Below are 12,152 nucleotides of genomic sequence, written 5' to 3' on the forward strand. Positions count from 1 at the left end.
TCCGGAGTGGGGATTTAAACGGGTGTGCCACGCACAACGGCCATCAGGCACCGCTTTCGTTCTCGTTGTCGTCCTTTCACCGGCGGGCATTCCGTGGCGCGCGGTCAGTCGGCTGCGTCGACGATGCGCTGGAACGCGGCCGCGAGCTTGCCCAGGTCGATGCCTTCGAGCTGGTCGAACAGCTGATTGCGGACGCCCGCGATATGGACCGGCCAGGCCCGTTCCAGGCGGGCCAGACCGGCGTCGGTGAGGACCGCCCGGAAGGAACGGGCGTCCTGGCTGCACTGCTCCCGTACGGCCAGCCCTTCGGCCTGGAGCCGCTGCACGGTACGCCCCATGTGGGAGGCGGACTGATGGCACAGCTCGGCCAGGTCGCCCAGGCGTAGAGCACGCCCTTCGGCTTCGGACAGGAACATCAACGCGACGTACTCGGCATGTGTCAGGCCCAGGGGGTGCAGGTTCGCGTCGAAGGCGCGGGTCAGGGCGGCCATGGCGGGACGGAGCGCCTTGACCAGGGCGTACTCGTCAGCGGTGAGAGGGACGGGCCTGTCGCTGTCGTCGGTCATGCCCCCATCCTAGGCATTACTTGTGTGCGCAACCAAGTTCTGTAATTGTGTGCGCAGGCAAGTTTTTTCGGATCATTAGGGAGTGATGACTCATGGATCGTCGTGCCGTACTCAGGGGCGGCGCCGGAGCCGCTTTCGGCGCCCTGGCGCTCACCACAGTCCTCGACGGCGGTACCCCGGCCGAGGCCGCGGACCACTACCGCCACCTGAGCGATTTCAAGATGGGCGACCCCGTCAAGACCCGCGAGGAGTACCCGTGGCCCAGGCACCTCACCCGTGAGGAGCGCCGCAACCTGGAGATGTTCGACGTCGCCGACTTCGACGTCTACTCCCACCAGGACTGGGACCGCTTCGACGAGAGCCACGACCAGGACGTGCGCGTCCACTGGCCCGACGGCCACTACACCGACGGCCTGGACATCCACATCGAGGACATGAAGGCCCAGTTCCTGTGGGCACCCGACATCAAGATCGAGGTGCACCCCGTCCGCATCGCCAAGGGCAACTTCGTCGCGGTGACCGGCGTGTGGGAGGGCACGTTCACCGGCCCGATGCCGGACGGCAAGGGCGGTGTCATCCAGCCGACAGGCAAGCCGTTCGCCCTGCACATGTGCACCATCGGCGTCCTGAACAAGGGCGGCGTCATGGAAAAGGAGTTCCTCTTCTTCGACCAGCTGACCATGCAACGACAGGTCGGCCTGGCCTGAGCTTGACTCTTCGGGGATCTTGGAGCCGTCGAGGTCAGCCGCTGGCGGCTCGCCAGGAGTTCAACCGGGGGATCCCGTGCTGGTCCAGGAAGTTCTGGAAGGCGGTCGGCGGCCGGGGTGGGGGTGCTTCGCCGGCCGGTGGCAGGCCGCTGAGGCGCTCACTGTTCACGGCGATCGCCGTGAGGATGTGTTGCAGGTGCGCCTTCGGCCGGCCCCGGTAGCGGCAGCAGCGCATGCCGTGTCCGTGGTCGCCATCGCGAGGACCGGCGCGGTCCGGCCGGCGCAGTCCGTGCAGGTCCGCGTCCGCACCGAACAGCAGACGCCCGAATGGTCGTATTTCGACGTCGCGTGGGAGGAGGGCCTGGCGGCGGCGCGCGGGTGGGCTGCCGAGCACGGCCACCTCCTGGCGTCGTTGGACGCCACCTACCAGGGCACCAAGGTGGGCATCTTTTCTGACGAACGCGCGGGCCGCCGCGTGGAAGGCTGCCGAGATCGAGCAGCGGCGTGCCGAGGGGTCCCGGTCGAATCGTCGGCCGGCGCGCTGTCGCAGGAGCGGCGCGAACAGCTGGAGGACATCGCCCCCTCCTGGTGCCCCGTATGGCCCGTGGAATGGCAGCGCGCCTTCCACCTCACCCGCCAGCACATCGAACAGGACGGCGAACAGCCCACCGAACCGGGCGACGTCGTGCACCAGGGCGAGGACCTCGGTCGGTGGGTGAAGTCGGTCCGTTTCGGCTGGGACAAGCTCACGACCGTGCAGCAGTGGATGTGTGAGCAGGTCCTCGGGATCGTCTAGCCGCTGCGCACCGCCTGAACGGACCTTCCCTCGTCACCCGGCAGGACCCAGCCCAACTCATCGGCATCACTGCCGGGCCGTGTCCTGCCGAATCCCATCCAGCGGCCGTTTTGGACTCAGCCGCCGCTCTTGCGTCGGAACGATCGCTGGTTCGCAGCCGGGCCGTGCGCGCCGCGGACCTTTGACGCATCGGTGTTCGCAGCGATGTCGGCGGCATCCGCCTGCATACCGCGCTTGCGCGCCAGGGCCTCCCGAAACTTGCGCTTCAGGTCGTACTGGCCGTCATCGTCGGGCGAGAGGACAGGGCTCTCGACGTCAGCTGACTCCGAACCTTCTTGTGATGCAGACTCTGCGGTCATGGTGACCTCCTGGGTTCGGGCAGTGGAGAGCACAGCTTGTCATGCCGGGCACCGCATGAGACGCCCGCGGTCGGCATCGCCAGCGACCGTCGCTCGTGGCTGTCACGCAGGCGGCCGGGCAGGCCGCCCCGGCACCGGCCTCGGGGAACAGCCACCGGCGCATATGGAGCAGGCACGGTGCGGGGCGCCAGCCAAAGCCGGCGCCCTTCGCGGACGCCGTAGCGGGTCTCGATGTCGAGTTGGCTCGGCGAACGGTGCGTTCGCGTGGGTCATGGTGGCGTCGAGGCCGTACGGGACGCATGGTGCCGTGCGCCGGTGACGATGAGCGAGACGTTCTGCCCACAGAAGCCGAAGGAATTGCTGAGATCCACCCGACCGAACCGGTGGCCAATCCGCGCGAACACTTCTTCCAGTTCCGCGGACCAGACATCAGGCTGCACATCATCTTGCACGACAAGCACAACGGCCCGCCGCACCCGCGGTCGCGAACTTCCGCAATCTGACGGCACATCAGCCGAGTACACTCAGAAACCCGGTTCTGACCAGCGGCGATAGCGAACTGCAACTGGAGTACTGGAAGATGGGGAACGCGGCCGTTGGTTCCGTGCCTTCTGGTTACGACTTGATTCGCCCGCCCGCTGATCGGATTCATGCCTTCGTGTCCGTGCGAGCGACATCCCTCGCACCAGTGAGGCACCCTCCCCGGCCGGGCGCAGGGTCGGCCCTTGCTCAGAGGAGCCGCGTATGTCCGCTCGGCCCTGGATCACGCCTGCCGTCGTGCGCCTGCGCACGCTCGCGCACGCCTGCAGGGCGAATCCGTACGCCGTCGACACGGCGCTCGCCTCGCCGGCCCTGTTCGCCGCCGCCTCGCCCCAGCGACCCGGGCGTCGCGGCCCAAGCTCAGTGAGTGCAACCGAGAACAGCGGGGACCGGAGAATGCCCGGTCCCCGCTGAGGGTCGTATGCCGGCAGGCTCCCGGCCCGGTCGGCGGTCGCCTTCCAGGCGGGGAATTGTCTATTCCGCTTGTTCCGCGCCGGCGGATCGCCGCCGAAGGAGCAGCCCGATCCCTGCGGCGGTCATCCACAAGGCGACGCCCAGTGCGGTGGGGAACAGGAAGTCGAAGATGGGAGTGAAGACGGCGGTGCCCCCGGCCAGCCCGTACCCGATGCCGCCGACCACGCCGAGGACGGCGGTGAGCCGGTTGCCGAGGGTGCCGGTCAGCGCGCCGATGACGGCGAGTGCCGCGACGCTGAAGCTGAACAGCGGGACGCTGATGGTTTCCACCACGAGGTAGACGTCGGAGAGCGGCGGCGTGCTGTCGCTCTGGCCGATCCGGTCCGCGTCGGTCGCGGCCACCAGGTGCAGCAACGCACCGACGGTTGCCGCGATGCTGGTGAGGGCGGTGACCCTGGTCGCGGTCCGGGCGCGCGGCACGTTGGCGATGCGGGGATCCCGGTCCAGCGCGAAGAGTGCTGCCGTGATGAGGACCATGCCGATGAACATCGCCCCGTGCCCGGGGTACCAGGCCGGATCCTCGTACATGGCCCGCAGTTGCTGCGCCATGCTCAGGTCGGGAAGGTCCTCCGTGGGGTGCATCGCCCCACCGACCAGGAAGAACACGCCGCCGGTCACGAGCGACCACGCGGTCAGGAGGTTTGTGCGGCGGGCGAGCGCCGGCTTCTGTGTCACGGGTACGGATGCCATTCGGTCTTCCTTTCCGGAAGCTGCGTCCCTGGCGCCACGGCGGACGGTTCGGGCTACGCATGACCGTAGGTGTGTGCGCGGCCACGTTCATCGGGGCAGACCCTCGACCCTCATAAGGGCTAGCCCTAAGCCGACATGCCAGGCCCACGGACTCCCTGGTCAGGACCGGAGGAACGTGAGCACGGCGAGCACACGCCGGTGGTCGCCGGGGTCCGGAGCGAGGTCGAGCTTGTTGAAGATGCTGCGGACGTGGGCTTCGATCGTCTTGCCGCTGAGGTGAAGTTCGGCGGACAGCGCACTGTTGGAGCGGCCCTGGGCCATGAGGGAGAGGACCTTGCGTTCCTGTCCGGTGAGGTTGGCGAGTGGGTCGCGTTCGCGTTTCTTGTTGACCAGCCTTGTGACGAGCTCGGTGTCGATGACGCAGTCGCCGGCAGCGACGCGTCGTACGTCGCCTGCGAAGGTGGTCAGGTCGCTGACGCGGTCCTTGAGGAGATAACCCACGCCGGTGCGGAACTCGGTCATCAGCCGCATGGCGTGGTGGGTGTCGACATGCTGGGACAACAGCAGGAGCCCCACGTCGGGATGGTCACGGCGGATCTCGGTGGCTGCGTCGATGCCCTCCGCGCGATGGGTCGGCGGCATCCGGATGTCGATGATCGCGGCATCGGGTGGATCGTGACGGACGAAGTCGAGCAACTCCTTGGCGTTGCGGGCCTGGCCGGTCACCTCGAACCCGATCTCGCTGAGGATGCGAGCGGTGCCTTCCCGGAACAACAGCGCGTCATCGGCCACGATCACCCGCATGGGAGCTCCGCGGTGAGCAGGGTGCCGCCGCCGACCGGGCTGTGCACCGTGAGTCGTCCGTTCAGGGCAGCCAGCCGGTCGACCAGGCCCTGCAGACCGTTGCCCCAGTGGCCGTCCGCTCCGCCACGTCCGTTGTCGGACACGTCTATCGACAGCAGGCCTTCGTCGAGCCGCCCGGCGACCGTGATCCTGGAGGCCCCGCTGTGCTTGGCAGCGTTGGTCAACGCCTCGCTGACCACGAAGTAGGCCGTCGCTTCGACGTCCTGCGCGAGGCGGCGGCCGAGGCTGACGTCGATCGTCACCGGCAGCGCGGCACGTTCGGCGAGGAAGCCCAGAGCGGCCTCGAGTCCTTCCTGGGTCAGGATGGCGGGGTGGATGCCCCGGGCCATCTCGCGGAGTTCCGCCAGCGCCAGGGACAGTTGGCCCCGTGCCTCCTCGACCTTGGTGGCGAGCCCGGCGTCGTCGGTCGCGGCCGCCCGCGCGGAGACCACCTGCAAGGTGAGCGCCAGTGTGACCAGCCGCTGTTGGGCGCCGTCGTGCAGGTCGCGTTCGATGCGTCGGCGGGCTTCGTACTGGGCGCCCACGATGCGTTTGGCCGCGGCCCGCAGCTCGGCGGCCTGGACCGAGATCTGTTGCAGGCGTTGCTGCAGTTCGGCTCCGAGACCGGCGTTGTCGATGACGAGGCCGGCCTGGGCGGCGAGCTCGTGCAACAGCCGGTCCTCCGCGCGGGTCAGTGCCTCGCCGCGCGCTTTGGTGAGGGTGACGGCTCCGCGCAGTGTTCCCTGGTGGACGATGGGCCGCACGTGGACGCGTCCGCCAACGCTCAGGGACGCCAGTGCGTGTGGGGTGATGAGGTCCGCTACCCGGTCGGTCGCCGGGGGCCACGACGCCACCGCCACCAGCTTCTCCTCGGCACCGATCCACAGGGTGACATCGGTGGCTCCCACGCTGTCGGCGACGGTCGAGGCCAGCCCGGTGAACAGGTCGATGTGCCGGCCGCTGTGGCTGAGCTGGGTCGACAACTGCGCCAGCGCCTCGTACGGGGAGGGCCGGTTGCCGTAGACGAAGCGGTCGGCGAGCCTCTGTACGCGGCGTCGGGCCGGTTCGAAGGCGACCGCGACGATCGCGGTCGCCAGGATGGGCAACACCGGGTTCGTATCCGGCGCGATGCCGACAAGGCGTCCCACTCCGACGACGACGGCGACGTAGCCGGCGGTCACGACGGCCGCCATGGCACCAACCACGAGCGACTTGTTGATGACAACGTCGATGTCGTACAGCCGGTACTTGACGATCGCCACGCCGGCGGCGAGGGGAACCACGGGCACCGTCAGCACACCGAGCGCAGGGGAGCCGAAGGCGAGCAGACCGACCACCATGGCCGCGGCGGCAACGACCGCCGCGTAGGCGAACCAGCGCAACTGGCGTTTCTCGTCCCCTTCGGCGCGCCGCATCCGGGCGATGACACAGACCACCCAGGCGATCTGGAACGCCAGGTAGCTTGCCGGGCCGGCGACGTTCCACAGCCGCAGCGCCCACTCGTACCCGCCCACCTGCAAGGGATGTGGCACGGCGAGCCCGTTCTCCGCGAACTCGAGCGGCCACAGCGCCGACATCAGCGCCACCGGGATGCCGACCGCGACCATCACGACCACGACCGGCCGCCAGCGGGGGGACGGCAGCCGCCCGTCCGGAAAGCACATCAGGGTGACACCGGTCAGTACCAGCACCAGGGCGAGCGGCCAGACGCCCAGCCAGGTCACCCACGCCACGCCCGGCAAGTCCTCATCGGGTCGCCTCATGGCGAAGAAGCCGTACTGGCGGCCGGAGAACATCACAGCACTGGCGAGCCCGGTGGCGACGAACAACCAGCCTTCCCGATTGCCAGGCCGCCTGCCGACCACGAACAGGCCGACCGCCGCGAACGACGCCGCGATGAGCCCGTTGTGCAGGTTGGGCAGATAGAGGCCGAGGCTGAACCCGACCGTCACCAGCAGGGCACAGCACAGGGCCAACGCCCCCAGGGCGACCGCCTGTGCCCGCCGGATCGGCGCCCTGCGCGCGTCCGCCCGACGAGCATCACCGGCACCGTTGTCGGCAACCGGCTCAGACCCGCCGCGACCCCGGCCACCCCGTTCATGGCGATGCGAGCGTTCTGGCAAGAGTGTCGGCCGACAGGTCCGCCTTGGTGATGAACCCCGCCGCCCCGCTGCGCGGCACGCGGCTGCCGTAGTCGGCCGCCTCCCGGGTCGAAATCAACACGACGGCCGGCCGGTCGGCGAGCGCGGCGACCCGCGCCAGCACACGGAACCCGTCGATGTCCGGCAACTGAACGTCGAGGAGCACCACATCCGGGCGCAACGCGGCGATCGAGTCCAGCGCGGACTGTCCGTCCGGGCAGGAACCCACCACCTCGTACCCCGCCGCCCGGAGCAGTTCGCTCGCCTGCGCCCGAAAGCCGGCGTGGTCGTCCACGATCACGGCCGTTCGCGCCACCGGCCCATGGTGACACGGTGCGGCGATCCGGACATCGGGGTTAACCCTCAAGGGCCGAAGATCTGCTGCCCCCTCCGCCTTTGCCGCACCACCAACACCGCATCCAGCGAGTACGACGGCGCCCCGGACAGCAACAGCGGCAGCCAGGCCATCAGAAGGACGAGGTCGCTGCTGTAGTAGTAGTGCTCGGTCTGCCAACTCACCGTCAGCCAGTAGATGAGCGAGAGCAGCCCCCCGCCAAAGGCGGCCAGGCGGGCCCACAGCCCCAGCAACGTCCCCGCTCCCACCGCGATTTCGCCCGCCGCGATGGCATAGCCGAAGCCCTGCGGGCTGTTCAGTGCGAGGTCGATCAGCCAGGGCGCGGCCGCCGTCCGGTGTGCGCCCTCCAGCGTCGAGGCGAGCGAGCCGTTACCGCCGTCGGCGAAGAAGGCGGAGTCGGCGAGCTTGTTCAAACCGGCGTAGACAAAGGTGATGCCCAGGAATATCCGTAGCGGCAGGAGCGCATGACGCCCGGCCGTGGTCCTGATTCCTCCACCGCTCGAGGTGCCGCCGAAGCCGTCGATCGCCTTCGGGCCGCCGCCTTCGCCGCCCATTCGCTCCGCCAGGGACATCCGTCCACCTGCCTCTCCGCAAGTGCGTTCGGGGTTGCGGAGGCGATCCTTTCCCTTCACTCGCGGCTCAAGGCAAGGGTGTTGTGCAATCGGTGCGGGGAAGTTGCGCACGTCCTCGCACCGACAGGTGGTTGGCACCCCGCAGCGTTCCCATCGCCGCGAGACCGGTCACCGCCCCGGGCCCGCCCATCGTTCACGACATGAACTCCCCTCCCCCGTAAGCAGTTTCTCGGTTTACCTCTCGACGGCCGGAGTCACAGCGAGCGCATTGTCCGTGGCAGCTGTATTGAGAGGAGTCTCAGCGCACTCGCACTCCTCCCCCACCCTCAGTGAAGAGGCACCCATGAGCGGAACTCACAGCAAACGCACACCTCGTCGGCGTGTGCTCATCGCCGTACTGAGCACACTGGGCCTGGGCGCGGGCGCCGCCGCGGCGGTCACCCTGCCCGCGAACGCCTCGCCGCCTCCGCCCTCGTCGGGCTGGACAGAAGTGTTCACCGACGACTTCAACGGGGCCGAGGGCTCTCGGGTCAACACCGACAACTGGCAGTACTCCATACACGTCACAGACGTGCCACCGGCGCAAGGCGGTGGATGCGATGGCTTCGTCCACGAGAATGGGCTCTGGTCAAACTTGTGTGGTGCAGTCAGGGTCTGTCAAACGGGCCCTGTCTCACATTCGGTGGTGACGGAGAGTTGCGAGGGTCGTTGACCTTCGTGTGATGGATGTCAACGAGCTTGTGCAGACGGTGTTTTCGGGTCTGTCCCCGCTGGTCATGGAGGATGTGGTCGACGAGGGTGAGCGGATCGTGGTGCGGGCACGGACGTCGCTGGACACCGCGGTCTGCCCGTTGTGCGGGGCCTCGTCGGGACGGGTGCACGGCTATCACTGGCGGACGGTGGCCGACGTTCCGGTCGACGGGCGACGGGTGGTGGTCCGTGTGCGGGTGCGGCGTCTGGTGTGTCCCACGCGAGGCTGCCGCCACACCTTCCGCGAACAGGTGCCCGGGGTGCTGGAGCGATACCAGCGACGCACCGCCCGTCTGACCAGGCAGGTCAAGGCCGTGGTCAAAGAGTTAGCGGGCCGGGCGGGATCACGTCTGCTGGCGATGCTCGCGGTGGGGCTGTCCCGTCACACGGCCCTGCGCACCCTGCTGCGCATCCCGTTGCCCACCGGGCGGGTGCCCCGCGTGATCGGCGTCGACGATTTCGCCCTGCGCCGACGGCACCGCTATGCCACCGTGGTGATCGACGCCGAGACACATGAGCGGATCGACGTGCTGCCCGACCGCACGGCCGACACGCTGGAAGCGTGGCTGCGCGGGCATCCGGGCATCGAGGTCGTGTGCCGTGACGGCTCGGCGACCTATGCCGAGGCCATCCGCCGTGCTCTGCCTGACGCGGTGCAAGTCGGTGATCGCTGGCATTTATGGAAGAACCTGTGCGAAGCCGCCCTGAGCGAGGTGAAGGCACACAGTGCCTGCTGGGCCACCGTACTGGACGCGCCGATCTACGACGGGCCCCGCGCTCAGACCACCCTCGAACGCTGGCATCAGGTTCATGGCCTGCTCGAGAAGGGCGTGGGCCTGCTCGAATGCGCCCGCCGCCTGCAACTGGCCCTGAACACCGTCAAACGCTACGCCCGAGCCGACCGGCCCGAGCGCATGCTCCGCGTCCCCAAATACCGCGCCGGCCTCGTCGACCCCTACCGCGAGCACCTGCGCAAACGCCGAAGTGAAGACCCCGGCGTCCCCGTCCAGCACCTCTTCGAAGAGATCAAGACCCTCGGCTTCACGGGCTGCCTGAACCTTCTGCACAAGTACATCAACCAAGGCCGCGCGGACGCCGACCGCAGCCACATCTCCCCACGCCGGCTCGCCCGGATGCTCCTCACCAGGCCCGACAACCTCAAGCCCGAGCAGCACGAGTTCCTGGCCAAGCTCACCGCCGCCTGCCCCGAGATGACCCAACTGGCCGCCCACATCGCGGACTTCGCCCAGCTCCTGACGCCTCGCGAAGAAAACGCCGACGGGCTCTCACGCTGGATCGTCCAGGTCCGCGCGACCGATCTGCCCCATCTGCACTCCTTCGCCCGGGGCCTGGACCGAGACCGCGACGCAGTGATCGCCGCGCTCACGCTTCCGTACAGCAACGGCCCCACCGAGGGCGTCAACGCCAAGACCAAACGGATCGCGCGCCAGATGCACGGACGAGCAGGCTTCACCCTGCTCCGGCACCGCATCCTCCTCGGATAACAGCACGCTCCGTCACCACCGAAGTGAGACAGGGCCGAACGATTTACAGTCCCATGCGTGGCTCGGTGGTTGCGGCCGGGGTGTTCTGACGTCTCGTGTCGGTGGGTGGATCAGTGGGCGAAGGCGACGGATGCAGCAAGTTCCTTCTGGGTTTCGAGTGCGGTGAGACGTTCGGTGAGTGCGGTGTGGATGGCGTTGTAGGTGTCGGAACCGAGAGCCAGGCGCAGGGGCGGGTTCGGGTGGCGGGTGGTGTCGTAGATGGCGGCGGCGAGCTTGGCCGGGTCGCCGGTGAAGACGCTCTCGTCGGCGGTCTCCAGGTAGCGCCGCGTCTGGCCGACGGCGTTGTCGCGGTAGGGGGTCGATTCGGTGGTGTAGCGCAGGGCCGAGGCGAAGCCGGTGCGGGTGGCGCCGGGCTCGACCAGGGTGAGGTGAATGTTGAAGTCGGCAACTTCGCGGCTGACGCTCTCGGTGAAGCCTTCCAGCCCCCATTTGCCCGCGTGATAGGAGCTGTGTGTGGGGGTGCCGATCTGGCCGCCCATGCTGGAGATCTGGATGATTCGGCCTCCGCCCTGCTCGCGCATCGGCTTCAGGAAGGCCCGGGTGATCAGCATCGGAGCGAGCAGGAGGACCTCGATCTGGTCGCGGATCTGCTCGACAGTCATCTCCTCGGCGGCGCCCACGACTGCGTATCCGGCGTTGTTGACGACGATGTCCACCGGTGCGGACTGGAGAGTCTTGCCGATCACCTTGTCGATGTCGGGTGACCGGGTGATGTCGAGGGTCTCGAGGGTCAGCCGGTCGCCGTACGTCTCGCGCAGGTCTTGCAGAGCTGCGGGGCGGCGGACCGTGGCCGTGACGCGGTCGCCGCGCTGGAGGGCGTACTCGGTGAGGTGGCGGCCCAGGCCGCCGGAGGCTCCGGTGACGAACCAGTGACGTACTGCCTTGTCGGAGGGGGTGGGCATGGAGTCTCCTGGAGTAGAGTGCTACCGGAACGTATTCCGGTTAGAAGTTAAGCGGAACGCATTCCGGAATGCAACTGGAGACAGGCACCGGAGGAACCCGCATGCCCGCCACCCCCCGCCGGACCAGGAGCGATGCGCTACATAATCGGGAGCGTCTGCTGGAGGTCGCGGCGCTGGTCTTCGCCGATCAGGGGCTGGACGCCGCGCCGGCCGCCATCGCCAAGCAGGCGGGCGTCGGTGTCGGCACGCTCTACCGACACTTCCCGACTAGAGAAGCCCTCATCGACGCCGCTTACCGACACCAACTCACCCGCGTGTGCGAGAAGGCACCAGACCTCCTCGCCCAGCATCCGGCCGCCGCGGCCACTCGGATGTGGATGGAACACTTCCTCAACTACGCCACGGCCAAGAGCGGCATGTCCGCAGCACTCAACGCGGTCATCGCCTCCGGAGTCGACCCATACGCCGACAGCCGCGCACTCCTTACCGACGCCGTCGCCACCCTCCTCGAGGCCGGCGCCCGAGACGGCAGCCTGCGAACCGACGTCACCTCCGACGATGTCCTACTCCTCATGGGCGGCATCGCCTATGCCGTGCAGCACGGCACCAAAGAGCAGGCCAGTCGGCTCGTCGACCTCCTCATGGACGCGCTGGCCAAAGGCTCGACCGCGAGTTGAACCCAAGCTGCCGGACCGGCGCGTCGAATGCGCACGCAAGTGCGGCCCTTCATCGAGCTGCTGGACCAACACCCATGAGGCGCCGGACACATGACGCACACCAAGCTCCGAGCGCAATCTGTTAGTGGTTCTAAGGGCTCAAGGGCACCCGTACGGCACGCCTCGGCGGAGGCCCGTGCCGCCAGGTCGGTGAATTCCACGGCGTCCGACTGGCC

Annotated in this window: 12 protein-coding genes; 4 read left to right on the top strand and 8 right to left on the bottom strand. The window is 68.3% G+C overall.

The features are described 5' to 3' along the window. Positions 1-104: 104 nt before the first annotated feature. Entirely contained in the window at positions 105-566 is a 462-nt protein-coding gene (locus ACFYO0_RS09160; RefSeq protein ID WP_388672844.1) for a MarR family winged helix-turn-helix transcriptional regulator, read from the bottom strand. 92 nt (positions 567-658) lie between these two features. Between ACFYO0_RS09160 and ACFYO0_RS09165 the strand changes: the two genes are divergently transcribed. After that, the gene (locus ACFYO0_RS09165) at positions 659-1,273 is read left to right on the top strand and encodes an ester cyclase (RefSeq protein WP_388672846.1); all 615 of its coding nucleotides are present in this window, start codon (positions 659-661) and stop codon (positions 1,271-1,273) included. Between the two features lie 238 nt (positions 1,274-1,511). Continuing rightward, a complete protein-coding gene (locus ACFYO0_RS09170; protein WP_388672848.1) occupies positions 1,512-2,069 on the top strand; it encodes a helicase associated domain-containing protein in 558 nt (185 codons plus the stop codon). Positions 2,070-2,185: 116 nt separating this feature from the next. Here the strand turns inward: ACFYO0_RS09170 and ACFYO0_RS09175 are convergent, their stop codons facing one another. The 6 genes from ACFYO0_RS09175 to ACFYO0_RS09200 all read right to left on the bottom strand — a co-directional run bounded on the left by ACFYO0_RS09175 (position 2,186) and on the right by ACFYO0_RS09200 (position 8,043). After that, positions 2,186-2,428 (bottom strand): DUF5302 domain-containing protein, encoded by a 243-nt coding sequence (locus tag ACFYO0_RS09175; RefSeq protein WP_388672850.1) that lies wholly within the window; start codon positions 2,426-2,428, stop codon positions 2,186-2,188. 1,014 nt (positions 2,429-3,442) lie between these two features. Beyond that, positions 3,443-4,132 carry a hypothetical protein gene (locus ACFYO0_RS09180; protein ID WP_388672852.1) on the bottom strand — a complete coding sequence of 230 codons (690 nt, stop codon included), beginning with the start codon at positions 4,130-4,132 and terminating at the stop codon, positions 3,443-3,445. Positions 4,133-4,291: 159 nt separating this feature from the next. Further along, on the bottom strand, positions 4,292-4,936 hold the full coding sequence (locus ACFYO0_RS09185; protein WP_388672854.1) for a response regulator: 645 nt from the start codon (positions 4,934-4,936) through the stop codon (positions 4,292-4,294). Continuing rightward, entirely contained in the window at positions 4,927-6,927 is a 2,001-nt protein-coding gene (locus tag ACFYO0_RS09190; RefSeq protein ID WP_388672856.1) for a sensor histidine kinase, read from the bottom strand. Before ACFYO0_RS09190 ends, ACFYO0_RS09185 begins: the two co-directional genes overlap by 10 nt. Positions 6,928-7,072: 145 nt before the next feature. Next, positions 7,073-7,432 (bottom strand): response regulator transcription factor, encoded by a 360-nt coding sequence (locus ACFYO0_RS09195; RefSeq protein WP_388672858.1) that lies wholly within the window; start codon positions 7,430-7,432, stop codon positions 7,073-7,075. Positions 7,433-7,479: 47 nt separating this feature from the next. Continuing rightward, entirely contained in the window at positions 7,480-8,043 is a 564-nt protein-coding gene (locus ACFYO0_RS09200) for a DoxX family protein (protein ID WP_388672860.1), read from the bottom strand. 722 nt (positions 8,044-8,765) lie between these two features. Between ACFYO0_RS09200 and ACFYO0_RS09205 the strand changes: the two genes are divergently transcribed. Then, complete coding sequence (locus ACFYO0_RS09205) at positions 8,766-10,298, top strand: ISL3 family transposase (RefSeq protein WP_388672862.1); 1,533 nt, start codon at positions 8,766-8,768, stop codon at positions 10,296-10,298. Between the two features lie 110 nt (positions 10,299-10,408). Here the strand turns inward: ACFYO0_RS09205 and ACFYO0_RS09210 are convergent, their stop codons facing one another. Next, positions 10,409-11,260, bottom strand: a complete 852-nt coding sequence (locus ACFYO0_RS09210) for an SDR family oxidoreductase (RefSeq protein ID WP_388672864.1) — start codon at positions 11,258-11,260, stop codon at positions 10,409-10,411. Between the two features lie 101 nt (positions 11,261-11,361). Between ACFYO0_RS09210 and ACFYO0_RS09215 the strand changes: the two genes are divergently transcribed. Next, the gene (locus tag ACFYO0_RS09215; protein ID WP_388672866.1) at positions 11,362-11,937 is read left to right on the top strand and encodes a TetR/AcrR family transcriptional regulator; all 576 of its coding nucleotides are present in this window, start codon (positions 11,362-11,364) and stop codon (positions 11,935-11,937) included. Positions 11,938-12,152 lie beyond the last annotated feature (215 nt).

It is taken from the genome of Streptomyces sp. NPDC006365 (assembly GCF_042870755.1).
In the GTDB taxonomy this organism is placed as follows: Bacteria; Actinomycetota; Actinomycetes; order Streptomycetales; family Streptomycetaceae; genus Streptomyces; species Streptomyces xiangluensis.